A 23,102-nucleotide genomic window follows, 5' to 3' on the forward strand; every position below is an offset into this window, starting at 1 on the left:
TCAACACGCTCTCCGACGTTCTGCTTTGGTGTGCGCCGGGGCGTGGATGGTCTGAGCTGGGCCGGGGTGGTGGCTCCAGGGCTTGCTGGACGCTCGTGGACGGGGGCGAACGCCCCCGACCTGCAACCTTCGGGGGTGCGGGCGCTGGCCCTGTCAAGCCGGTGTGTCGTGTGGTGGGCTGGGTTCAGCAATCTGGGTCTGGGGGAGGTGTGGGTCTCATCCCTGCTGCTTCTGCCAGCTGCGCTCGTGGGTTGGCCGTCTGGAAGTTGGTGCGGCCAAGGCGGCCAGGTTCGCGTAGCCGGGGCCCTCTTGGTGGCCGTAGGCTGGGTGATGTCGGCCCGAGGGCGGAAATACATGTTTTGCGGCTTTCTCTGAAGCTGGTTCTGTGCGGCCTGCGTCCACGCAATGACTGCAGGTCAGGCAGCCGGCTCCCCGCGCGAGCAGGGATGGACCCCGATCTGGAGTTTCCGCCAGGCAACGGCGACGCTGCTCCCGCGCCCGCGGGGATGGGCCCGCCACCTCCCTGCACAGCGCGGTGATCAAATACCGCTCCCCGCGCCCGCGGGGATGAGCAGCCGGATCTCCGGCGTGCCGTTGACCAGCGGCAACTCCTCGTTGTGCGCGGTGGAGCCCTGCATCGGCACGAAACCGCAGATCTTCGCGGACTCGCTCTCCAGGTGGTCGCCGACGCGGGTGAAGGCAATGGAACGGGTCAGGCCCCGCATCCGCAGCGGCACCACCAGGCGACCGCCGGGCATGAGTTGGTCGATCCACGTCGGCGGGACGTCCCAGGCGTCGACGGTCACTATCAGGACGTCGACCTTCCCCAGGCCGGGGATGGGCTGGGCGGCGTCGGCCGTGACGACGGTGACGCGCCCGTAGCCGTGCGCGTCCAGCGGCAGGCGGGCCCGGTCGGTCACGACGGGATCGATGTCCACCGTGGTGACCTGGCCGTCGGCACCGCCGCGTACGGCTCGTACGCCTTCCTCACGCTCACCTCGGGGGTGAACGCGTGCCGGGAGACGGCGCGCATCACGGCCTCGACCTCGGGAGTGGTGATCCACCCCTCCGCACAGAGGGTGTCCGTGACGAAGCCGGACCCCGGCTCCGCGCGATGCTCCACACGCGAGAGGCATGGGCATTGGCCGCGCTGGGCAGGACGGCCGCGTTCAACCTCGCTACGGAGCAAGCTCGGCACGTGCTTGCAGCCGCCGGTCTCGACGAGCCGTACTGGATCGGCTACTTCGATCAAGCGGAACTCGCCGGTGTCACCGGCGGTCGCTTGCTGGAACTCGCCCGGCGCGACCCTCGGCTCCACACCGGGCATGCCGAGGAACAGAGCCGCACCGCGCTCACCCGTCGGGGTCCGGAGGCCGGGAGATCGCACGCGTTGGACCGACTTGGTCTGGCCGAGGCCTATTTCCACTCCGGCGACCTCACGGCGGCCGTTGCGGAGACCCACGCAGCCTGCGACGTCGCGGAGGGCGTCCACTCCGGGCGCGTGCGAGAGGGCATGGCGGAGCTGTACGTCTACACGGGGGGTCACGGAACGTCGGCACCCGTACGGGAAGCGCGCGCTAGGCTCCGCGAGCAACTCGCCGACTGACAAGGAACGCTGTGACCATCCTCGCCGTGACCGGCCACATGGACCTCACCGATGCTTCTGTCCCCCTGCTTCGAGCAGCCCTCGGCGAGTTGATGCGTGACGTGGCGGACGGTGAACTGGTCGGCGTCTCCTGTATCGCCGCCGGGGCGGACTCCTTGTTCGCCGAAGCCGTCCTCGACGCCGGCGGAAGCCTCGTCGCCGTGATCCCTTCCCGCGACTACCGCGAGACGAAGGTCAAGGATGCGCACGCCGCCCAATTCGACCGGCTTTTGGCTGCCGCCACCGAGGCGGTGGTGATGGATCACGCCACCGCCGGTCGCGACGCGTACGAAGCCGCCAACAGCGAATTGCTGCGCCGGGCCGACCGTCTTGTCGCCGTCTGGAACGGCATGCCGCCCGGCACCGAAGGCGGCGGCACCGCCGACGTCGTCGAAGAGGCCCGCGCCCTCGGCATCCCCGTCACCGTCATCTGGCCGACGGGCGCCGCACGGCGTATCGCGTGACCTCAACGCGTCCCTACTGTCGCTCCCAGCACGCGAGTTGCGAGTGGCGGGGCTACTCGGTCCGCCACCAGCCGCGTCCTGTGTGCCAGTCGGTCGCCCAGGCCAGGAAGTCGCCTGCACGCTGATCATGTGGAGCATCGGCGTAGGGCGCGGCGCATCCGTCTCTGAGCCACCAGACCTGGCCGCGTTGCGGCCCGGCCACCACCAGGGTCCAGTACGCGCCTGGTCTGCCTTTGCCCAGCAGCGCCGAGCCGTGTAGGTAGGTCTCGTGGAGCAGCGGCGAGTGGAGGGTGTCGTCGGAGTAGTCGTACTCCCATTGCCACTCCTTGGTGAGTGGGAAGGCGATGCCGGGCACCCGTGCGGCGGTGCCGTCCCTCGGCTCGGGGCTCATCCAGCAGTCCGCCTCCCAGACGAACCAGCTGCCACCGGTCTCAGACGACCAGCCTGCGGGGCACTTACCCCCACCCGGCGCACCGTCAACCGAGCCCTCGCCCAGGCACGTACCCCCGTCGAACGCGACATCGCACGGCTAAAGTCCCCTTCCGCTATAAAGCTCAGCATTACCTCAACGCTGTTAAGACCGCAGATCCGCGGGTGGTGAAATGTGCTTGTCCCAAGGCGCCTTGGGAGAAATCCCGCGGATCCAGCAGATTCGCGTGAGGCAACGACTCCGAGCCCAGGGAGGAATTCAGTGGAAGGTTCTAGCGCAGTCGAACGGACCGAGGGGTCGGCTCCCAGACCTCGAACGCGGCGCGCGCCACGTGGGCGGTGGGGAGCAGCGGCGGTAAGCGTGTTCGCCGCCATCGCCTTCATCCTGGCCCTTTCGGCGCCCGCGCAGGCCAATGTGATCAACAAAATGCCGCAGAACGCAGACGGCACGGAGCAGGCATTCTCTCCCGCCTATGACTACGACGGGGACGGCTGCTACGCGACAGCGGCGATCAGCTCTGACGGATACGTCAATCCGGGACTGAAGCCGGGCGGCGCCACAAATGGGCACTGCCACGACTACGGTCAACTCGACCAGTCCAACACCTATTCGCGCAAGTGGTGCAACCACGGATGGTGCGCGATCATGTACGCCAGTTACTTCGAGAAGGACCAGGTCTCGGCATGCGTTTCCGGCGCCTGCGCTGGCCACCGTCATGACTTCGAGCACGTCATCGTCTGGGTCCAGAACAACCAGATCCAGTACGTCTCGGTCTCGCAGCACAAGGGCTGGGAGACCCACGACCGCAGTCAGGTTCGCTTCGACCCCGGCGGTCACCCGAAAGTCGTCTACCACAAGGACGGCGGCTCAACGCACTGCTTCCGATTCGCCAACAGCGGTGACGACGCGGTCGAGAACGTCACGGGCAACTGGTTCTTCCCGCGCCTGGTCGGCTGGAACGGCTATCCCAGCGTCGCTTTCCGGAACAAGTTCATCTATCACACGAGTTTCGGCAGCGCCACGATCAAGCTCGGTACCGGCACATTCGGCGACCAGCTCAACCAGGCCAGGGGAAACCGGTACATCCCCCTCGACCTCCAGGGCGCATGACGCCTGCCGCCCACGCGGAAGCGCCCCGTTAACCACGGTGCGCTCCAGAGTGGTCACCCCGGCCAGCCCTGACTACCACGACGCCCCCGCCGACGCGGGGGCGTCGTGCGTGTCGGTCCGTTGTCGAACCCGCTGGCGGCGCGGATACCGGAACCGCCGCTCCCACTTGGGCAACAGCGGCTCGATCCGCTCCCACGGCGCATCCGATACGACTCACGGCGAGGCTCCCCCGACCAGCCCAACGCCGAACTCGGAGGCCGGACTTAGGCAGCCGCAGAGGTGGCGCATATGTGCGGTCAGCCATACGAGGTGACCTATCCTGCCAGACCACGGGACAGGGCGGGACATCGGAGCGCGGGGGATAGGCATGGGCGGACAAGACGTCGTTCTGCGGAATCGGTATCGGTTAGTGCGGTACGTCGGTTCGGGGGCGATGGGTGAGGTGTGGCGCGCACGGGATCTTGTGCTGGGACGCGAGGTCGCCGTCAAACTTCTTCACTCAGGCCTAATGAACAGTCCCCGGTTCTCCGAGCGTTTCCGGGACGAGGCGCGCATTCTGGCGAGCCTGAAGCATCACGGCGTCGTGACCGTCCACGACTTCGGCGAGAGCGACGACCCGCGTGCCGCCTTCCTCGTGATGGACCTGCTCGACGGGCGTCCCCTGAGCGAACTCACGGACTTGGGCGAGCCGCTGGGCGTCGTCCGCACGCTGTCGATCGTCGTGCAGGTCCTCGACGCCCTTCGGGCAGTGCACGAGCGCGGGATCACGCACCGGGACCTGAAGCCGGCGAACCTGATGCTCGGTGACGGTGACAAGGTGATTGTCACCGACTTCGGCGTGGCCCGGGCGGTGGGAGCGGCCCGGCTGACCTCCCACGGCATGGTCATGGGCACCCCTCAGTACAGCGCTCCGGAACAGGCCGGGCCGGGCGAGGTCACGGCGTCAGCCGACTTGTACGCGGTCGGGGTCATCGCGTACGAGTGTCTGTGCGGTCAGCCGCCCTTCTACGCGGAGGACCCGGAGTCCTACGTCGCCCTGCACGCCTCGGCCCCGGTACCGGACATGCCCGAGGGGATCCCGGACGCCGTGCGGAAGCTGGTGCTGCGCGCGCTGTCCAAGGCTCCGGAGGACCGGTTCGCCGACGCGGCGGAGATGGCGGACGCCGTTCAGGCCGCTCTGGTCGGCCTCGGCGCCGATGGCGTATCGCGGTGGCGAAAGGGGGATGGCACTGCGGACCGGGCCTCCCGCACCGCGCCCGGTCGCCTCGCCGCCGTACTGCGGAACAGGGCCCAGGCCGGCCGGGGCGGCACGTCGGTGCCCAAACAGCGCCCCTGGCCCACCCCGTCGGTGTCCTTGGGCGCGGAGCCGGGTCGCCGCCGCGTGCGCGCGATTGTGCTCACGGCGGCCGCGGTGGTGCTCTGCGTCGGCGTGGCGGCAGTCCTGACGACGCCCCAGCACCACCGAGCGCGTCCGAGTGCGTCCGGCCCGCCCTCGCTCCCCGCTTCTGCGAACTCGGCCCCCACGGCCGGGGGCCCGCTGTCCACCGCGCCCCATCCGTCCCGTTCGCCGCGCCCGACGCACCACGGCGCGGCGGGCGGCCCCGCCGTCGGACCCGGTACGGAGGCCACGGGCGGCCCTCCCACGGGGGGCCCTGCCACGACCGACCCTGCCACGACCGACCCCACCACGCCGTCGACGGTGCCCACCCGGGCCCCGACCACTCCGGCGGGCGGCCCGTATTCCATCACCGCTTCTGTCACCTGCGACTCGGGAAAGCCGGTGGACGACGGCCTCTACGTGCAGGCGGACACGGGGAGGGGGGAGGCCACCAAGGTCGTCTCGGGCGGTGTGACGACGTGGCGGCGCACGCTTCCCAAGAGCGAGTACTACACGATGCACATCGGCTGCGGCACCGACGCGAACCGTGAATGGGAACCCCTGATGTCGGACGGGACGCGAGGTCTGCACACCGAATGGGTGACCGGCACCTACCACGCCTTCGCCTGTCACGACGTCCAAGGGGCCGCGGGATACGGCAAGTGCGAGGAGCGTCCCGGGGCGTAGCCCGGCATGGGGGCATCTCCAGCGAGGCCGGGACGCCGACGGGCGTCACGGCGCCGGTGCGGACCGACGGGCCGGGGCTGCGGTGCGAGGCGGACGGCGTGCGGAGCAGGTCCAGCGGCAGGTGACGCGCGGACGCTCGCACACGGGGCTCGTCCACCGACGCAGGGCGCTCCCGAACCGGTGCTCCGTCTCTCGGTCGTCGGGGGTGAGCGCCGAGAGGTGCTCGCCGATCCGGTCGGCCCCCTTCGGCCATCGCCCCCTGACGTTCTTTTGGAGCCGGAGGAGGGACTGGAGGATCTCGATCCGGTCATCGGTGTTGCGGAAGGCGAGCATCCCGTGGATTCCCGCCGCGCGGTCGAGGTCCCGCAGAGCGGGGCCGTACCGGTCAAGGTGGGTCAGCGTCCCGCATCGGGCCACCAGGATGTCGGCGAAGCTGGTGCGGTAGGTGTCGGGGAACCGTGCGGCGAGGTCCTCGCGGAGCCGGACGGCTCTGTCGAACGCCTCCAGAGCCTCCTCGGATCTCGACAGTGCGGTCAGGCACCGCCCCTGAATACTGAGCATCTTCGCCAGGCTGGCCCGGGTGTCGGGGAGGACGTCGCGGAACTGCTCCTGGATGCCGATTGCGCTGCCGATCGAGGCAAGGGCCTCCGGGTGCCGTTTGAGCCCGTGGAGGTACGCTGCCCGGTTGCGGAGGGCGGACGCCAACTCTGCCTGCCCGTCAGGGCTAGAGTCGGCCAGCTTCCTGTGGATCGCGATAGCGTGATCGATGACACGGAGTGCTTTCCCCCGTCGGCGCACGCAGTTCAACAGCGTCGCGCGGGTCCTGAGCACCGAGGCGTACAGGGACCTCTCCTCATCTGTGGCCCTGGCCCGCGTCAGTCGTTCGAGCCTTTTCTCGGCCCGGTCGGCGTACGCGAGACCGTCACAATACCGACCCGCGTCGAACAGCCTGAACGCGACCTCGCTCTCAGCCCGTGCCAGGTCCGCGAGACGTGTGCGGCGCTGAAGCGAACGGATCGAGCCGTGGCGACTGTACGACCGGCGGCGGTCGGACACCTGGCGGAGCGCCGCGGACAGGGCCAGTTCGGCGAGCATTTGCGTGCTCTGGGGAATTGCCTCAAGAAGAGCCGTCACGGCCCGGGCGTCGGTGAAGGATTCCATCCGCACCTCCCGGAGGGCCTCGGACAGGACGCGGCTCGTCCGGGAACGGAGCGCCACCTGGACAGCCGGTCGGGCGAGCCGCTCCGCGTGCTCGGCGATCAGCTCCCGGACAGGGCCTTCGAGGAGCGGAGTCTCGTCGGCCAGCGGGCCGAGGATTCCCAGGGCGCGCCCTGCCTGCCGGTCGCTGACGGCGGGAAGGACTCTGGACAGCAGGGCGCGCCCGTCGAGCTCCTCGGTGAGCGCCTTTTTCAACCAGTGTTCCGCGAGGCTGTCCGGTTGCAGGCTGCCCCAGTACTCCTGCCCTCCGGAGGACGGGTACAGGTCGCTGATCGTGGCGGCGAGGCGGCGGCGATCGGCTGTGGCGGCGGGGCTCGGTCCGGTGTCCAAGGCGGCAAGGGTGCGTTCGGCCTCGTCCCTGTCTGCGGCCCCCACCAGGAGGGCGGCGGTCAGCGCGGTCACGGGCGGCTCGTGACCGAGACCCCGGGACTCGGCCATAGACGCCCAGTAACGAGTCTCGTGGGCCAGGATGACGTCCATGGGCGCTTTCCCGCCAGTGGTTCTCCCGTCGACCGACGCCGCTTCAAGCACGGCGGCCAGCGCGGCGTTGTGGAGCGTCAGCGGATGACCGTCACGCAGCACATCCGGGGAGGGGGCGTCGAGCGGCAGGGGATCGAGGTCGGTGTGTGCGTAGCCCTCGACGCTCCGCAGTGCCGCCGCGAAGCACTTCACGGCCTCGGCGTAGGTCTCGGCGCGGTCCGCTTCCGCGAGCGGGCCCAGTTCGAGGGGCGGGTGCGAGAGGACCTGGTATTTGTCCTCTTGCTGAAGTTTCTGCCACCATTCCCCGTCGCTGCGAGCCAGCATGAGGACACGGACCTGGCTCAGCGGTGTGTCGAGGGCGAGGGTGTTGATCAGCGCCCGCATCGCGGTGACGTTCTTCTCGGCGTAGTCCACGACCAGCAATACCTTGGAGGTGGTGCGGGCGACTGCCTCCGCGACGTCACGCGACCCTGCCTCAGCGGGTGCGGCGCAGGCGGCCGCGTGCTCCGGGGTGCGGAGACGGCCGACGGTCCAGCCCTCGCTCAGAAGTTCCGCCGCCAGCTCGCGGGCCAGCCGGGTTTTCCCCTGGCCGCCTTTCCCGATCACCAGGCGTCCCGAGAGGGCTCCGTCGGCCGCGCACCACTCCCTCAGCTCGACGAGTTCCGCGCGCGACCGGAAAGGCACCGTCTCGTATTCCGGTCGGAGCAGGCAGGCCGGGGTCCTCGGGCGGATGTCGAGGTGCCAGGGGGCGAGGTATCCCTGGAGCTCGGCGGATTCCAGCATGAGGGGGCGCCCGGTCGCCTCCTCCACGAGCGCGCGGAATTCCGCACTGCGGGCCATGACGTACACCGGCAGCACACTCAGCCGTCTGCTTCCGAAGTTCTTCCGATCCTCGATGACGATGCCGCACACCAGGCGGCCGCAGGTCACCGCGGCCCCTGACATGCCGGCCCATCCCGAGCCGCCGGACGGGTCCCGGTCCGGGGCGATGACCAAACCCAACTGATATCGCTCCGCGCGTTGCCCGGCGAGGGGGCCGATGGACCCCTCGACCTGATCGGAATCACCGCCGCTGTCGGGATGACGGCGCACACTCGCGGGCAGCCCAACCGCGCTGACACGTACGGGTGAACTCCCGCTCAGCACACCCCACCTCAGCTCGGCGGTGACATCGGGCGGCCGCCAAGCGCTGTCGGCGGATTCCACGACCCGCAGCACAGCGGCGTCAAGGTCGCCGTCCCCCAGCCAGGCGACGGCGGCGCGGACGAGGCCGGGGCGGTTCAGGAAACGCACCGCGACGGTTTCCAGATGCCGCTCCTCGTCCAGCAGTACGTGCCGGGCAGTGAGGATCAGGTTTCCCCCGATCCACGTCCCGGTCCCGATCCGCACCTCGCCGCGCGGCAGGGGCTCCGCGAAGACCTCCATCACGCGACTTGTTCCACTGCTTTTCATGGCGTCCCTTCCGTCGGCTCGGCCTAGAACTCCGGGATCGCGGGGAGGGTGCCGTTCACCAGGATGTCGTGGCCGCGATCGTCCAGCGGGGAGAGCGTCAGCTTCAGGCGGTGCGTCACGGTCGAGGTCCGGTCCACCTTCCCGCTGAGCACGTAGACCTTGGCCCCGGCCCCGCCCGACCGGACCACGGACACGTCGAATTCGAGTTCCACCGGCCCGACCCTGAACCGCAGGTCCTGCCCCGCGCCCTCAGCCATCGCCGCCTGGAGTTCGGCGCGCACCCCGAGCACCGCCGCCGCGAGGCCCACGCTCGCGTCAGTGTCCACGAATGTGCTCCCAGGCAGGGAAGCCATGTCCATGGAGCGGTGCGGCCACACCGCGGGGGAGGGCCGGAGCCGCATCGAACTTCGAGATGTTCGAGTCGTTGCAGGCGCACAGTGACGCGACTCCCAGCAGGAAGATCGCGCAGCCCAGAGCGCCCCTGCGCCTGGTGTTCCCCGGTCCGCGGCTTTTCTTCTTGTTCATGTCCTCGGCAGCTCTCTCTTCGGCGAGGGGGCCCGATCAGTGCGTGTCCCCCCGTGGTTTCCTGCGGTGCCGGCCGCGCCGGAACCGGCCACTTCGAGCAGCCCCCGACGTGGCAGTGTTGCGTTCCCAGCTCACCACGACATGACCGCGGGGCACCTCCCGCGTTGAGCTGACGATGAGCTTCGGCGTGGTGTTGACTGACCGTCATGAAGGTGTTGCTCACAGGTCCCGTCCGTCGGCACAGGGAGATGGTGATCCTCCTGCAGCCAATGGGGTTCGCCCTTCTCACGGTGCCGCGGATCGACCAGCTGGCGCTGGCGGGCCACTGGCCGGACGTCGTTCTGCTGGAGTGCGACACGATCAACAATCCGGTTCTGGGAAAGTGCGGACGGCTGCGTGCCGCCTGCGGCGCCCCGATCGTCGCCATCACCCGGCACGCCGACACGGATGCCTGGAAAGCCGGGCGCGAGGCGGGGATCGACGAATTCCTCGTGGAGCCGTTCAGCCTGGATGAACTGGTCGCACGGCTGCGCATCGCGGGACACCCGGCCCCCGCCGTCACGACGGGAAACAGCAGCTCCCACATCGCCTACGGACCGCTCCGGATCTCCCAGGAGTCCAGGAGGGTGACCGTGCGCGGGACCGAAGTGGAACTGCGGCCGACAGAATACGAGTTGCTCGTGACGCTGGCCCGTCGGGCCGGCCAGGCGCTGAGCCGGGACCATCTCGTCAACTGCCTGTCACGCAACGGTGCGAAGGACCCGGAACGGGCGCTCGAAGTGCATATCCACGAACTGCGGTCGAAACTGGCCGTCCCCGGCCTCATCGCGACGGTGCGCAACGTCGGATACCGCCTCATCACTCAGGAGAGTTACCGGCGCCTGGAGGGGAACTGAACACGGTCGGTGTCCCACAGGGAGTGGCCGCAGAGCCACGGCCGCCGAGATCGCCGGACTGGTGGCGATCATCCAGCACCACCCCGGTGACCAGCGCGACCCGCTCGGCCACTCGCGTCCGCCGGGGACCACCAAGGCGCGCTTCGTTCTGTGGCCGACGCCCGCCTGATCGCGGAGCGCATCGACGGGAGTCAGGCCGCCGACACGTGGTTCGGCCACCCGCTCCAGAAACACCACGTCCACTTCTCGCAGGCGTTCACCCTCATGGGGCGTACGCGCGAGGCCTACGCCGAGCAGGAGGCGGCGCTGGATCTCACCGCATCGCCGCCCGTGATGACACGGGCGATGCTGGGATAGGGACGCCGCCACTTCTCTGAAGTTGGTTCTGTGCGGCTCGCGTCACGCAATCACTGCAGGTCAGTCAGACTGCTCCCCGCGCGAGCGGGGATGAACCAAAGCCCGCGCCGCGCAGGAAGCTGCGACCGCCCTGCTCCCCGCGCGAGCGGGGATGGACCCCGCGCGAAGTCGAAGAGCCAGCCCATGGTCGGCTGCTCCCCGCGCTCACGGGGATGACCGGTCAGTAGCTGTGTCTGCCCTCCAGCTCACTCGCCCCGGAGCCGGATGGCCATGACGGTTCCATCGGCGCGGACGGACACCGCGTTCCACTGCTTCGATGTGCTGTGGTCCGGCCACTGCCCGCGCAAGTCGTGTACCTCGCGTCGGTATTCGTTGACGCGCCCATGGTGGAGGTGCAGGTACAGGCTCCTCCGGAGGCCGGAGAACGCCTCTACTCGGGTGCCGTTGAGGCGATAGATGTGATCGGTGCCGACGAAGTCGATGCCGTGGATGGTGTGCTCTGCGTCGCGCAGCCTGGCCGTGTTGGCGTTGGCGTCGTGCTGGAAGTGGCGTTTCCCTTGTTCCTTGGTCAGATACTGGACAGTGGGCTTGCCGCCTCCAGTGAAGGCCATGAGAGCGGCTGCTTCCGTCAGTGCCAGCACGGAGCTGAACCAGGCGAAGGAGTCGGGCATTATCTGGAATCCGGGGACGGTCGTCTCTCCGTGACCCGCGGGCCGTACGGTGTCGGCCGCGCGGTTCTCCTGTTCCAGGTAGAGGTCGAGATCGGGCGCCGATGGCTTCCCGGGCGGGCGGAGAGCGGTGGCGCCCGGCACCTCCAAAACGTGCACGGCGAGGCTTTCCTTTGTGGGGATCTCGGTGCCGATGAGCAGGTACGGGACTGTGCCGTACGGTCCGATGTGCACGGACTCCACGTGGGCGCTGGCCGTGCTGAGCTGCTTGTGCACCTGACGAACGCTGCTGTGTCTGCCCTTGGATGCGAGCAGGAGGACGTGGGACGGCTGCCCCGGTTGCCAGGCTTCGACGAAGAAGTGGGGCCGTCGCTGTAGCGCCTCCGGGCGGCCGTCGGTACCGGAACTGCGCAGAGTCCAGTCGGCCTTGAGGGCGACATCCGCCGGGATCACAGAGACCGAGTGGTCGGGGTACCGGGACCTGACGACGTTCTCGGCCAGCAGCGAAGCGAAGCCGGTGCCGATTTCCCCGGATTGCGTGGCCTTGTAGAAGCGCAGGAGATCGCGTCCCTCGGACGATAGCTGCAGGTAACGGCCCCGGTTGGCTTCCATGGCCTGGCTGTAGCGGAGGCTGCCCCAGTGCTCGGCGAGACCTCGCCCCGCGCCCTGGCGGCCCGCGGCGGCACCGAGGCTGATGGCGTGGATGACCTGCCACGGCGTGAGTGCCAACGATTGCGGAGCTGTCCGAACGGCTCGGTAGTCGGTGCGGCGGCGCTGCGGACCCCGCCCGTCCTCCAACCGTTTCTTGTCCTCCTCCGCTGCTGCCTTGCTGACCTGGTCGGCGAGTTCGGCGGATGAGCGGACCTGGACATGGGAGGTGGTGCTCAGCTCTTCGAGGATCTCGGCAATGGCCTTGGACTCGTCCTCGTTCACCGACAGCCCTTCCGTTGATGTCATATGACGTGAGCCGGAGGACGGTAGGACGAGGCGGGGGAGCGCAAGCAAGTGAGCATAGGTCGGCGCAGGTTGGTATTTGGCCAGACCGTGGCTCTGTCAGTGACCGCCGGGCGGGGACCGCTAACTGCCGTGCAACCACATCGCAACAGCGGCGAGGTCCGTGTCGGTGAGGCCGTGGCGGTGGTCGACGCGGTGGAGAAGGGTTCGTGCGGGGTGGTGCGCCTGCGCCCACGTGCGGTCGGCGTCGGAGATCTCGTCGTCGAGCCAGGCGAAGGGGCGCTCGGCAGCCCAGTCGAGAAGAGTGCGCGTTTTCCAGTGCAGCCCGGACGGATTGCGTTCCTCTGAGGGTTCCGGCCAGGTGACCACGGGGAGTTGCGCCAGCCCCAGGAGCGGCGCGAGGCACTCGTTGGCCTCGGCTTCCCACGTGGTCGCCCACACCAGATCGCAGGGCAGCGCCAGCAACTTGCGCCCGAGAGCCGGATCGACCCTGGCAAGCAGCGGATTCGCACCGGCTTCCTGCGGCACGTACGTCGGATATCCGTCCGGGTACTCCTCCCGTGTCGCCCCGAAGGGAATGAGTGGTCCGTCGACGTCGAGAAAGAGGAGGGGCCGGGGCGGGGGAGCGAGCACACCTGCACCGTACGGGCAGACAGGTTGTCCCGGAAGCGGATCGCCGACTGTGCCACGTGGTGTGCGCGCCGTTGGCGTGATGCGCCCGCCAGGTGCCTCGCTTGCCGTCCGTATTCTGTTTGCTGGACGACTAGGTGTCGGCCCATGGGAGGAATATTCTTTTTGCGGCTTTCTTTGAAGTTGGTTCTGCACGGCCGACATCCACGGAACGACCGCAGGTCAAGCAGACTGCTCCCCGCGCCCGCGGGGATGGACCCTCCCACATCGGCGATGTCCACGGCGTGGTCGTCTGCTCCCCGCGCCCGCGGGGATGGACCATATCAACTGGGGCCGACACTCTGACCTGGCCAGGGTGAGGGTCAACTTACGTGTTCATCAAACCGCTGGGCGGCCCGCTGAGCCCGAACACGGATTACCACGACGGGAAACGGCCCTTGGTGGGAGCCGGGCACGTATGCCAGCATGCGGGCGCGCTACCTGCGTGTGCCGGACGCCATGCTCAAGGACGTGGCGCGGAAGATCGCCGGTGCCATCTGGGGCCACCCGGGAACGCCCGCTGTGGACAAAAACCAGGACAACGGGGGCTGGGAAGACACCGATGGCCCCCACCGCGAACGGTGGGGGCCATCGGCATATTGCCCGGTGAGAGCAATGGCGGAGGATACGAGATTCGAACTCGTGAGGGGTTGCCCCCAACACGCTTTCCAACGGGTCACGTTGGCGTGCGGGAGGAAGCGGAGGCGGTCTGACCTGCGGCCGATCCGACGCATGGGCGGGTGGCGGACGGACCCGAACGCGGCTGAATGAGACCAGAACTGAGACCAGCGAACCATACGTTCTTGCCGGCCAGAGGGGGCGCATGGCCGGGTGCCACCACGACGGCCAGCGCCTAGCGGTGCGAGGTCGAACGTACGGCGGGACGAGACGGACAACAGCAGTGGTTTTTCGGTCTCCTCGACGCAGCGCGGGAGAAGACCGGGCGCCCCCCAAAGCAATCTGTCTGGGGGAAGGTGGGTCGGCGGCATCGAGTCAGCTCGAATCCGCACACTCCGGGTTGCGCAGTATGGCAAAATGCGACGCCTCGGTCGGGTATATCCGGCTGTTACGGCCATCTCTGGGGGATCCATGCGTTGTTGCACCGCCCTGTCTGCGTTAGCTGCCGTGCGCGCGAGGGGGGAGGCTCAGTGCGCATGAGCTGGCGTGTCCCGCTCCCTGGTCCGTTCTCGATCAGCGGCCACGTCGGCGGTAGGTCACGCCGCCGCGGGACAAGCAACAGCGGGGGGCCGGGCTGCATCGCAGGCGGCTTCAAGTTGTTTGGATACCTGCTGCTAGGCGAACTGTGGCTGTGCTGGTGGGCCTTCAAACCCCTCTATATCGCTGGGGTACTGGTGCATCGAAAGGTGGCGGGTCAGCACACGCCGATCTGGCGTTCCCGTAACGGCTGGTGGTAACGCCCGGTCTGCGTCGGATTTGTCGGACGGGGCCCGATGGCGGCGAATGAGGCCGGAGCCGAGACCATGCCCCGTGCCTCGCGAGGATGTCGGGTGCGACTCCGCGGCTACCGAGGGCGCCGTTTCGGTGGCACCGGCCCGGGGATGACGTCGAGATTCATGTGCTCCTTGAACAGGTGCACCAGGTTGGCTCCGTCGAGGAGTTCGAGGCGCCCGTGCTCGTTGGCGAACGCCTCGCTGGCTCGGCCGAACCAGGAGGTGGTCACCAGGATGCCCTTGGCTGCTCGCTTGTGTTCCACGACGCCGGCGAGCGCGGAGACGGTCTCGAAGGGCACTACGTTCTTGGTGCGCTTGGCCTGAATGATGCACAGGCCCTTCATGACCGGGTCAGTGTTCATCGCGACTGCGTCGACGCCCTCGTCCTTCGAAGGCTGAGTGTTCACACTGTCGAGGCCGATAGCTTCGAACAGCTGCCGGATGAGGTGTTCGAACTCCGTGGGCTTCAGGTCCATCAGCACGGGTCGGCTGTCCAGGCCAGCCACGACGTCCAAACTGTCCATGAGCCGGAACTTGGACAAGTCGAACGTGACGAGCGGGCGCACCGGTTCGAGCTCGTACGGATTCGGCGAGATAAGCGAGCGAAGCCGCTTCAGACAAGCCCGTGGGTCGACCTGGGTCAGCACCAGTTGGCTAAACTCGGTGCGTTCCGCCTGAAGCGTGATCAAGCACGGGTGCACCTTTCGTCCTGTAGCCCGGTCGATCGTGGCTACATGCCCGTTCAGTGCGATCGACTGGACCACGCCGTCGGTATCGGCCGCGAAGAGTTCGTGCACCGTGCGCAGAGCCGTCTGGGCCAGGACCGACGCGTACAGCTCCTTCCGCTCCTTCTCAGGGCGCGGGACGGGCGTCATCTCATCGCGCGTCTTGACGTAGCGGTAGGCACGAGCAGCGGGGACCACGTCTTCCAGGGGGAGGTCGATCTCAACGAGGAGGTCACCCGTGTCTGCCTGGTAGGAGACCTTATGCGCCTTCGGGAAGCCGTGGGGGTACGCGGAAGCAGCGAGGGCCTGGTCGACGAACCACTCGACCGCTTCGACATCCCGGTCACGATAGGCGTTGCGACGCTGCTCAAGTGCGTCATTCCACGCCCCGATCCGCGCGGCCTCGTCCCGATTGTGTTCAGCGTGCCGAGCGCGCGCCTCCTGCAGCTTCTTACCGCGCTTCTTCTCGTCGCGTGCGTGATCCCGCAGCGCCCTGTCGAAGCGCTCGCGAGCCACTTCGACCTCTGCCTCGTATCCACGCCGCCCGAACCCGAGTGCCCCCCGCAACCCGCGTGGCGCCTCTGGTTCGAACTCTTCCCAACGAGGTGTTGGTGCAGCTTTGGTACGTCCGACGGGTGGGACGAACGGAGCGGGGACGAACTCCTGCCGCAGTCGCTCGAACGTCAGTGGCTCTCCGTCCAGCACCGCCGCGCGCAGCAGCGTTGACAACTGTTCGACGTCGTGCTCGGTGACGCTGGTCCGGTCGACAGCTTCCTGCGCACGGGCTGCCTCGTACGCAACTTTCTCCTCGCGTGCCTTCCGCTTGGCCTCGGTCTCGGCTGCTTTGCGGGCCCTCTCCTGCTCTCTGGCCTGCCGCGCAACCTCCCGTGCGTATGGGTCGTTCGCCCCCGCCACCGCTTCCCCCAGCCCTGTACGTGAGTCTCAAATCGGAGCCGTTCCGTAGTATCCCGCACCGAGTGGATCGCGTCAGTAGGCCCTCGTCGAGCGGCTCCCTGGTCACGAACAGCCCTATGGAGCTATCGCCGGACACCATGTCGTCTTCCTCGGGGGCAACTCGGCGACCCTTCTGGCAGCGGATGGCACATTCGTTCTTGACCGTCCCCCGGTCAGTGGCTGCCGTTGATAGCTCCTGACGGCTGGAGGCTGACCGCCGACGTCTCGGCAGCGTCGGAAGCTGGACAGCACCTGCGCCGACCTTGCTGCACGACTCGGAAATCTGGTGAGCCCTGCCATCCATTGCAGCGCAGTGGAAAACAAACAGAAGTAGTCGGCCGAGTGATCTACGATCGCTGGCCATGGTCGTTTACACCAACTGGGACCGTACGGATGCGTCGCCGAAGAGAGCGGCGGAGAGGGACGCCGAGTTCTTCGAGAGGATCGCCGGTCCTTTTTGGGACCAGGTTCGGGATGTGATCAACGAGTGGTGGTCGCACCTCCCGGACCACGCTCAGCCCGGCGTGTGCAGCCGGCTGTTGGACCGGAACTCCGACACGAACGTCTTCTCCGCGCTATGGGAGCTGTACCTACACGAGATGCTGCTCGGTTCCGGATGCACCGTGGAGATCGAGCCCGGCATAGGCACCCGTGGCAAGAACCCTGACTTCCTGGTCACCCGCGACGGCGAGCAGTTTGTCGTCGAGGCGATCTGGACGGCCCAGCGCCTGAGTGGCTACGCGTCCAACCCGCTCCCGCCCCAACTGGCCGACGCCATCGATCGTGTGCCGAGCCCCAACTTTTTCGTGTCCTACCAGCTCGAAAGAGCCGGATCGGCAACGCCGCCGCAGAAGCGGCTGAAGGCCGAGCTGACGCGGTGGCTCGCAAGCCTGGATCCCGACCAAGTCATTGCCGAACACGAGCGCAAGGTTCCACTGCCGAAACACACCTGGCAGGACGGCGACTGGAGCGTCACATTCCAGGCCTTCCCCCGCGATCCCGGTGCGCGAGGTAACCCAACAAGCAGGACGATCGGCATCCATCCCGTGTCAGACGGGCTCGACGACCAGCCGGGTCGGGTGCTTGACGCGGTCAGGAGGAAAGGCGGGAAGTACGGCGACCTAGCGCTGCCGTTCATCGTGGCAGTTGGCCATGCGGCCTTCTTCCCTGAAGATGTGGACACCGAGACGGCGCTGTACGGAACCTCCGTCGAGTATGCCCACGCTGGCACACCTGCCCTCGGCCGAAAGCGCGACGGCTACTGGACTGCAACCTCCGCCCACGGCCACGGCCGGGTCAGCGGCGTACTCACCGTCCACAACCCAGCACCGTGGACTTGGACGAAGAACCCACCCGTCCTCTGGCAAAGCCCAGACCCCAGCTCACTTCCAGCCCCCATCCTTCCTACCTGGGCAACTGCACAGCTCGTCGGCGTCCAAGTCACACGCCAGCCAGCGGCTTCCTCTGTCCATGCTGTCCTCGGTCTGCCAGAGGTTTGGCCGGTCGGCGAGGCATTTCCCCGCCATCACACGAGTAACTCCGACTGACTGCGCCCGCAGGGCTGGGCGAAGATGTCGAAGTGCGCCGCTGCACGCGTATGGCCACTATCTTTTCCCCCCATAGCGAGCAAGGTGCGGGTAGGAGGAACGCTGCCGTTTCCCGGCCGATGGACGGAGCCAGCGGACCCACCGCGGGCGGGAAGGGAAAGCATTGATGGGCAAGGTTGCTGGAGTCCACCCGTACGCCACGGGCGGGGGCGGTACCCGGCTTGAGCACCAGCAGGGGGCGGTGTTGCTCTCTCACCTGCTGACGAGGGCACCGGTTCCCGGTCTCGGCGACGGCGTGAGTCCGGAGTCGGTGCGTTTCCAGGCGTGGTCGGACAGCAGCGTGGATGACCTGCTGGTGCGAGGTGTGGGGGTGCACGGCACTCCGCATGCGCTGGCCATCGGGGTCCGGCGGCGGCCCAAACTCACCGCGGCGGACGAGTCCTCCGTTCGGCTCATTGGCGCGTATCTCGACGTTGTCCATGAGCGGTGGCCGCTCCTGAGAAGCGGGCGCTGGGCCCTCGGGTTGGCGGTCGTGCCCGGATGCGTACCCGCGCACGAACTGGGGGCGCTGGCGACGATCGCGGTTTCGTCCGGAACCGAGGGCGTCTTCCGCGCCAAGGCCGCGAGCGATGCTGACAGCAGGGCTCGTCGTCGGCTTGTGCAGTTGGACGCGATCGTTGAGGCGGCAGTCCGGGGCGGAAGCGGGACTGCGGATGTGTCGGTACAGGAGCTGACATGGCGCCTGTTGTATCGACTCAGCCTTCTGCCGATCCGACTTGAGGGAGCTGACCTCTCCGACAGGACGAGCGCGGTCGAACGACTTTTGCCCAGCACGCCGAACCGGTCGAACCACGAGGCTGATGCACTGTTCTCGCGCCTGGCGGAACTGGCCGGCACCTACGCCTCACGGGGAGCCGAGGTCACGCGTTCGATGATCCGCGCCGACCTGTACGGACACGCCGCCTTTGCCGGCGAGCCTTCTGCGCTCCCGGAACCGAACGGATCCCGGGCCGCCACTCCCGTGGCGAAGCGGACGTCACGTGGCACCAAAGGGAGATTAGTCCGTGACAGTGCTGACCTCTGGCCGCCCCTCAAGGTCGGCGAGGGCGCGACCCAGCCGCAGTTCTCCGAAGGGGTCATTGTCGTGCGCGACCGCAGTCTCTTGCGCGCCGTCGACGCGGCTACCGGAGAGGAACTGTGGAAGCACCCACGCACGTCGGGCCTTCCGGTGGTCGGAGCGGGGACGGTCTACGAGGTCGCTGCCATGCGGCAGTTGCGTCCCCGGGATCTTCGGTCGGGACAGCGTCGGGGACCGTTGCCGTTTCGGGTCCGAGAGGGTGCGGTCGTTCACGATCGCGGAACCCTGTACTTCGCGGTTGAAGCCGGCGGACTGATGGCGATCGACTGCCAGTCCAGGGAACGGCTCTGGTCGTGGCGCGATAGCACCGGAACGATTGGGTCCCCGCCTGTCGTTCGCGGCGAGAACGTGTACGTGCTGGTGACAGACAGCTCCGCCTCCTCCCAGCCAGGGGCGTCCCACCTTGTGGCATTGGACGCGACCGTCGGCAAGGAACGCTGGCGATCGGTCGATCTGCCTTCGATCCGGCACTGGACGGTTGGACAGACATCCGCCTACATGGTGTTGAGCGCTGGCAACTCCTGCGACAGGACAGTTGCCCTCAACCTTGACGACGGCACCGCTCGGTGGGAACACGCCACGGCGCAGGCAGCGGTGGCACCGCAGGAGGCAGGCCCCGTGGTGTTCCTCGTGGACAGGGAAGGCCGGCTCTTCGCCGTGGACGCGACGAAGGGGACCACCCGGTGGGGTATCGAGGGCGGCGCGAGAATAAGCGCTGCTCCTCTGGCGACGAGCCGGACCGTCGTCGTTCCCACCCGGGATCCTCATCGGCTCACCTCCTACGACTACCTCGCCGAAGAAGTCCTTTGGACCCACCGCGGCCCGGGCGCATTCGACAAGCAGCCCTTCGCTGTCGGCGAAACCGTGTTCGCCGCACACCGCGCCGGTCAACTCCTCGCATTCGACGAGAGCACCGGGAAGAGGCGCACCGTCGCAGATGCGCTCTGGTCCCACGATCCCGCGCAGCCACCCCCAGTTGTCGACGGAGTTCTCTACGTGGTGAGCGGAGGCTTCCTTCGAGCGCTACCGCTTGTATGAATTGACGCATGTGTTAGTCGGGGATTTGAGGTCGACGCGGCTGCTCACCGCACGAGTCTTGGTCACCGGGCGGTGAGTACCCGTCCGGCGGTGTCGAGGGCGCCGGAGAGAGTTGCCTGGAGCTCATCTGGGATGGTGCCGACTCCCAGTGCGCAGGTTCGGATCAGGTCACGGCAGTCCTGGGCCTGCGTGGCTGCGACGAGCGCGACGGCCACAGGATGCATCGCGAGTTCGCGAGCCGCGTATCCGTCGTGGGCATCTATAGCTCGGCGGACGATGTCCTCGGCGAGCTTGCGTGCTTCCGGATGGGCTGGGGTGCAAGCCGCATCAAAGGCCGTTAGGCCGAGGCGGATATCGAAGATGGTCAGGCCCGGCTTTGCCACGTGGCCCAGATAGACGTTGACCAGGTGTGCGACTTGGCCATCGACGGCTTGGTCGGCGTCGCGGCGGCAGAACACCGTCAGGCAAATTGTGACGATCTGCTCCCACGGTTCGCCCGGGGCCGTGGTGGTGAGCAGAGCGGCGGCGCGGTCGGTTCGGCCTTCGGTGAGGGCTGCGACGATGGCGACTTGGCGGCCGTCGAGCATGCGGGTGCCGATGCCGTGGTGGCGCTCGATGTGGGCGAGGGCTTCGGGCCAGCGGCCTGTGGTGGTCAGGGTGCGGGTGCCGTCGGCGAGGAGGACGCGCCAGAGCCAGGCGTGGACTTCGTGGCGGTCTTTGTCGGTGTGTGTGAGGTTGTCTGGGACGGTGATGCCCTCGAAGGTGACGGGGGTGCCGGTGCCGACGGCTTCGTAGAGGTCGAGGAGGCGTTGGCGGGCGTTGTCGGGGTTGCCGGCGCGGATCTGTAGGCGGGCGAGGTTGATCAGGGGTTCGAGGCCGCGGATGGCGCTCATGGCGGGAAGCGGGCCTGCGGTCAGGTATGCCTGGGCGTGGCGGTGGCAGATCGACCGGGCGAGGTCGGGGAGGCCGACGTCTGAGGCGAGGAGTGCCGCCTGGTTGAAGACGGTGGAGGCCAAGCCCTGATCGTTCTGCTCAGCGGCCCGGCTGGCCAGGTCCGCCAGTGCCTGCACGCGGTCGGGCGGGGGCAGGCAGGCGGGGCGGAAGCGGGCGACGAGGGGGAAGCGTTTTGCTATCGGGCCGTGCGGGTCCATGAGTCCGCCTGTCGGTGACGGTGTGGGTAGGGACCGGGGGAGCCCGTCGGCTACGCGTGCGGGCTCCCCTCATGTGAGCGGGCGTTACCGCCAGTCGGCGACGATGCGGTTCAGTGGGGTGTCGATGGCGAAGAGGCCGGGCCGCTGCTCGATCGCGGGTGCGTCGAGTCGCTGGATCTCGAAGGTGGCTTCACGGCCTCGGTAGTCGCGGTCCCAGGTGCGGATCGCGTCGGCGACCTGGGCGGCTAGTTCGTCGCTGCCGGGGCCGTGGCCGATGACGCCGAATTCCCAGAGCTTGTCGCCCTCGGCCGTCGTCGTCTTCAAGAGGCGGCGGGCGAGGTAGGTGACGGCGCCCTTATCGACGGCCGCAGTCGAGGACGGGTAAGGGTCCTCGGTGAGCAGCGTGCCCTTCGCGTCGGCCGGGAACAGCATCCGGATCAGACCCGAGGGCAGGAAGCAGGAAACGAACAGCTCCATCCACTCCGGTGACTCCATCGCGCGGACGGTCATGCCCGTCCACTCCTCGGTGCGCGGCTGATCCAGCACGCCGGCCAGGGTGTCGGCATCGATGGGCTGTCCGGCGGGGGCCTGGAGCCGGACAGTGCCGTCCGTGCTGAGGGGGATGACGCGGCGGTCGTCGTCGGCGATGCCGCGGCGCAGGGGCATGAAGGTGTTCATCTTGCTGCTGACGCTGGTCCAGCGGCCGTCGTGCTGCTCGTAGGCGATGGAGCGGGACACGCTGCCCTTGAGCCGTTGGGGGACGACGAGGCGTCCGCCGGGTGCGAGCTGGTCGAGCCAGGCGTGGGGGACGCCGTGTGCTCCGACGGTGGCGATGATCCGGTCGTACGGTGCGCCTGCGGCGTTGCCGACGGCGCCGTCGCGGGTCAGGGCCTCCACGTTGCTGAAGCCGGCCGCGGCCAGGTGGGCGCGGGCGCCTTCCACGAGGTCGTCGTCGACGTCGATCGTGGTGACGTGGCCCTTCTCGCCGACGAGGTGGGCGAGGAGTGCGGCGTTGTAGCCGGTACCGGCGCCCAGTTCGAGGATGCGTTCGCCGGGGCGGGCGTCGAGCTGGTCGAGCATGAGGGCGACGACTCCGGGCTGGGAGGCGCAGGAGATCGACGTGCCGTCGTTGTCGTACTTGATGTTGACCGGGCTGTTGGCGTAGGCGTCTTCGAGGGTCGCGTCGGGCACGAAGAGGTGGCGGGGAACGGTCCGCAGCGCGGTCTCGACGGCGGGCGTGCGGGCGTATCCGGAGGTGCGGATCTGGTCGACCAGGGCGTTGCGGAGTCGAGCGGCTTCGGCCCCGTTGGGGGTGATCGTGTCGGTGGTCACCGCCTTGACGCTAGTGGTGTCGGGCGTGGCCTCGGTGGACGACGCGGCGTTGTCACTCGATCCCATGACTGCCTCTCGTGCGGTGGTGAACAGGGCGCTTTGGTCCTCCGGGAGGAGGCCCGCGCGATTGGCGTGGAAGATCACATGGTGGGTGATGACGGCGCGCAGGCCGCGGGTGATGCTGCCCTCGGTGGCGAGGTAGGCCAGCGTCGTTCCGGCCCGCTCGAAGGCGGCCACCCACTCGGCGCGCCCGTCGAACGGGCGGTCCGGACGGCACAGGCTGCGGGCATCAACGGTCATCAGCGTGCGCATCGCCGGGATCAGGACAGCGGCCTGTTCCGGGGCGAAGTCGGTGGCCGGTCGTAGCGTTGCGGCCTTCGCCCACACGTCGCCCTGCTCGAACCAATCCAGGTTGGCGGCGCGCATCAGGGCGCTGAGCAGGAGGACGGCGGTCTCTCGGCGGCCCAGGTGCCCAGGGCCGGGCTGGTAGGTGAGCAGGTGCCGGCTGTCCTCGTGGAACAGGTCGTGGGCGGCGTCCATCGCAAGGGCTCCGCCGAAGGCGGTGGATTCCGGCTCGTAGATGCCAGGCAGCCAGGCCTTCACCGGCCCGCTGTCGACGAGTTCGCTCAAGACTGACTGGACCAGCGACGACGGCCGCGCGGCGCGGTACCGAAGTGGCCAGGGCTGTTTGTTCATGAACCACCAGCCGTCAAGCTGCCCGGCTTCCTCGGCCTCCAGGAGGGTGGGGCCGAGGCGTTCGGTGATGGCGCGCTGGCCGCTCTCGCGGTCGGCGAAGACGACGTTGTGCTGGTACCAGCGGTCCGGGTCCATGG

18 protein-coding genes and 2 pseudogenes are annotated in these 23,102 nt (G+C 68.1%); 10 read left to right on the forward strand and 10 right to left on the reverse strand.

Annotated features, from left to right (window positions below; all coding sequences use genetic code 11):
• Window positions 1-539 precede the first annotated feature (539 nt).
• Both ABZX65_RS07275 and ABZX65_RS07280 read right to left on the reverse strand, forming a co-directional pair.
• On the reverse strand, window positions 540-938 hold the full coding sequence (locus tag ABZX65_RS07275) for a hypothetical protein (protein ID WP_355335888.1): 399 nt from the start codon (window positions 936-938) through the stop codon (window positions 540-542).
• Window positions 917-1,123 (reverse strand): hypothetical protein, encoded by a 207-nt coding sequence (locus ABZX65_RS07280; protein ID WP_355335889.1) that lies wholly within the window; start codon window positions 1,121-1,123, stop codon window positions 917-919. The genes ABZX65_RS07275 and ABZX65_RS07280 overlap by 22 nt, the downstream gene beginning before the upstream one ends.
• Window positions 1,124-1,198: 75 nt before the next feature.
• On the opposite strand from ABZX65_RS07280, the gene ABZX65_RS07285 reads away from it, so the two are divergent.
• Together ABZX65_RS07285 and ABZX65_RS07290 are read left to right on the forward strand one after the other, a co-directional pair.
• Window positions 1,199-1,606 carry a hypothetical protein gene (locus ABZX65_RS07285; protein WP_355335891.1) on the forward strand — a complete coding sequence of 136 codons (408 nt, stop codon included), beginning with the start codon at window positions 1,199-1,201 and terminating at the stop codon, window positions 1,604-1,606.
• Between the two features lie 11 nt (window positions 1,607-1,617).
• Window positions 1,618-2,109, forward strand: coding sequence for a hypothetical protein (locus ABZX65_RS07290; protein WP_355335893.1), 492 nt, complete (start codon window positions 1,618-1,620; stop codon window positions 2,107-2,109).
• A 52-nt stretch (window positions 2,110-2,161) separates the two neighbouring features.
• On the opposite strand, the gene ABZX65_RS07295 is transcribed toward ABZX65_RS07290, so the two are convergent.
• The gene (locus ABZX65_RS07295; RefSeq protein WP_355336445.1) at window positions 2,162-2,500 is read right to left on the reverse strand and encodes a hypothetical protein; all 339 of its coding nucleotides are present in this window, start codon (window positions 2,498-2,500) and stop codon (window positions 2,162-2,164) included.
• 33 nt (window positions 2,501-2,533) lie between these two features.
• On the opposite strand from ABZX65_RS07295, the pseudogene ABZX65_RS07300 reads away from it, so the two are divergent.
• From ABZX65_RS07300 to ABZX65_RS07310, 3 genes and pseudogenes are all read left to right on the forward strand, one after another.
• Window positions 2,534-2,647: pseudogene (locus ABZX65_RS07300) on the forward strand (IS5/IS1182 family transposase); the annotation flags it as partial.
• 318 nt (window positions 2,648-2,965) lie between these two features.
• Window positions 2,966-3,649 carry an NPP1 family protein gene (locus ABZX65_RS07305; protein ID WP_355336421.1) on the forward strand — a complete coding sequence of 228 codons (684 nt, stop codon included), beginning with the start codon at window positions 2,966-2,968 and terminating at the stop codon, window positions 3,647-3,649.
• Between the two features lie 367 nt (window positions 3,650-4,016).
• Window positions 4,017-5,714, forward strand: a complete 1,698-nt coding sequence (locus tag ABZX65_RS07310) for a protein kinase (RefSeq protein ID WP_355335895.1) — start codon at window positions 4,017-4,019, stop codon at window positions 5,712-5,714.
• 45 nt (window positions 5,715-5,759) lie between these two features.
• Here the strand turns inward: ABZX65_RS07310 and ABZX65_RS07315 are convergent, their stop codons facing one another.
• Together ABZX65_RS07315 and ABZX65_RS07320 are read right to left on the reverse strand one after the other, a co-directional pair.
• The gene (locus ABZX65_RS07315; RefSeq protein WP_355335897.1) at window positions 5,760-8,357 is read right to left on the reverse strand and encodes a tetratricopeptide repeat protein; all 2,598 of its coding nucleotides are present in this window, start codon (window positions 8,355-8,357) and stop codon (window positions 5,760-5,762) included.
• Between the two features lie 530 nt (window positions 8,358-8,887).
• Complete coding sequence (locus ABZX65_RS07320; RefSeq protein ID WP_355335899.1) at window positions 8,888-9,190, reverse strand: trypco2 family protein; 303 nt, start codon at window positions 9,188-9,190, stop codon at window positions 8,888-8,890.
• A gap of 447 nt (window positions 9,191-9,637) precedes the next feature.
• Between ABZX65_RS07320 and ABZX65_RS07325 the strand changes: the two genes are divergently transcribed.
• The gene (locus tag ABZX65_RS07325) at window positions 9,638-10,285 is read left to right on the forward strand and encodes a response regulator transcription factor (protein WP_355335901.1); all 648 of its coding nucleotides are present in this window, start codon (window positions 9,638-9,640) and stop codon (window positions 10,283-10,285) included.
• 150 nt (window positions 10,286-10,435) lie between these two features.
• Window positions 10,436-10,642: a hypothetical protein gene (locus ABZX65_RS07330; protein WP_355335903.1), complete on the forward strand. Its 207-nt coding sequence runs from the start codon at window positions 10,436-10,438 to the stop codon at window positions 10,640-10,642.
• 245 nt (window positions 10,643-10,887) lie between these two features.
• Here ABZX65_RS07330 and ABZX65_RS07335 read toward each other — a convergent pair whose 3' ends face one another.
• Both ABZX65_RS07335 and ABZX65_RS07340 read right to left on the reverse strand, forming a co-directional pair.
• Window positions 10,888-12,243 (reverse strand): hypothetical protein, encoded by a 1,356-nt coding sequence (locus ABZX65_RS07335; protein ID WP_355335905.1) that lies wholly within the window; start codon window positions 12,241-12,243, stop codon window positions 10,888-10,890.
• Window positions 12,244-12,387: 144 nt separating this feature from the next.
• The gene (locus ABZX65_RS07340) at window positions 12,388-12,897 is read right to left on the reverse strand and encodes an HAD domain-containing protein (protein ID WP_355335906.1); all 510 of its coding nucleotides are present in this window, start codon (window positions 12,895-12,897) and stop codon (window positions 12,388-12,390) included.
• A gap of 359 nt (window positions 12,898-13,256) precedes the next feature.
• On the opposite strand from ABZX65_RS07340, the pseudogene ABZX65_RS07345 reads away from it, so the two are divergent.
• Window positions 13,257-13,479 (forward strand): annotated as a pseudogene (locus ABZX65_RS07345) (site-specific integrase); the annotation flags it as partial.
• Window positions 13,480-14,455: 976 nt separating this feature from the next.
• Here the strand turns inward: ABZX65_RS07345 and ABZX65_RS07350 are convergent.
• A complete protein-coding gene (locus tag ABZX65_RS07350) occupies window positions 14,456-16,024 on the reverse strand; it encodes a restriction endonuclease (protein WP_355335908.1) in 1,569 nt (522 codons plus the stop codon).
• A 401-nt stretch (window positions 16,025-16,425) separates the two neighbouring features.
• On the opposite strand from ABZX65_RS07350, the gene ABZX65_RS07355 reads away from it, so the two are divergent.
• Window positions 16,426-17,610 carry a hypothetical protein gene (locus tag ABZX65_RS07355; RefSeq protein WP_355335910.1) on the forward strand — a complete coding sequence of 395 codons (1,185 nt, stop codon included), beginning with the start codon at window positions 16,426-16,428 and terminating at the stop codon, window positions 17,608-17,610.
• A 166-nt stretch (window positions 17,611-17,776) separates the two neighbouring features.
• A complete protein-coding gene (locus ABZX65_RS07360; RefSeq protein WP_355335912.1) occupies window positions 17,777-19,786 on the forward strand; it encodes a PQQ-binding-like beta-propeller repeat protein in 2,010 nt (669 codons plus the stop codon).
• A 62-nt stretch (window positions 19,787-19,848) separates the two neighbouring features.
• On the opposite strand, the gene ABZX65_RS07365 is transcribed toward ABZX65_RS07360, so the two are convergent.
• Both ABZX65_RS07365 and fxlM read right to left on the reverse strand, forming a co-directional pair.
• On the reverse strand, window positions 19,849-20,937 hold the full coding sequence (locus ABZX65_RS07365) for a hypothetical protein (RefSeq protein ID WP_355335914.1): 1,089 nt from the start codon (window positions 20,935-20,937) through the stop codon (window positions 19,849-19,851).
• An 84-nt stretch (window positions 20,938-21,021) separates the two neighbouring features.
• Entirely contained in the window at window positions 21,022-23,100 is a 2,079-nt protein-coding gene (gene fxlM, locus ABZX65_RS07370) for a methyltransferase, FxLD system (protein WP_355335916.1), read from the reverse strand.
• Window positions 23,101-23,102 lie beyond the last annotated feature (2 nt).

The sequence above is a fragment of the Streptomyces sp. NPDC003300 genome (assembly GCF_040610915.1).
Taxonomy (GTDB): Bacteria; Actinomycetota; Actinomycetes; order Streptomycetales; family Streptomycetaceae; genus Actinacidiphila.

Excerpts from the sequence above, each read along its gene's own strand:
- ABZX65_RS07295 (WP_355336445.1), bottom strand. The coding sequence starts at position 2,500 with ATGAGCCCCGAGCCGAGGGACGGCACCGCCGCACGGGTGCCCGGCATC.
- ABZX65_RS07305 (WP_355336421.1), top strand. The coding sequence starts at position 2,966 with ATGCCGCAGAACGCAGACGGCACGGAGCAGGCATTCTCTCCCGCCTAT.
- ABZX65_RS07310 (WP_355335895.1), top strand. The coding sequence starts at position 4,017 with ATGGGCGGACAAGACGTCGTTCTGCGGAATCGGTATCGGTTAGTGCGG.
- ABZX65_RS07315 (WP_355335897.1), bottom strand. The coding sequence starts at position 8,357 with ATGTCAGGGGCCGCGGTGACCTGCGGCCGCCTGGTGTGCGGCATCGTC.
- ABZX65_RS07325 (WP_355335901.1), top strand. The coding sequence starts at position 9,638 with ATGGTGATCCTCCTGCAGCCAATGGGGTTCGCCCTTCTCACGGTGCCG.
- ABZX65_RS07355 (WP_355335910.1), top strand. The coding sequence starts at position 16,426 with ATGGTCGTTTACACCAACTGGGACCGTACGGATGCGTCGCCGAAGAGA.
- ABZX65_RS07360 (WP_355335912.1), top strand. The coding sequence starts at position 17,777 with ATGGGCAAGGTTGCTGGAGTCCACCCGTACGCCACGGGCGGGGGCGGT.
- ABZX65_RS07365 (WP_355335914.1), bottom strand. The coding sequence starts at position 20,937 with ATGGACCCGCACGGCCCGATAGCAAAACGCTTCCCCCTCGTCGCCCGC.
- fxlM (WP_355335916.1), bottom strand. The coding sequence starts at position 23,100 with ATGGACCCGGACCGCTGGTACCAGCACAACGTCGTCTTCGCCGACCGC.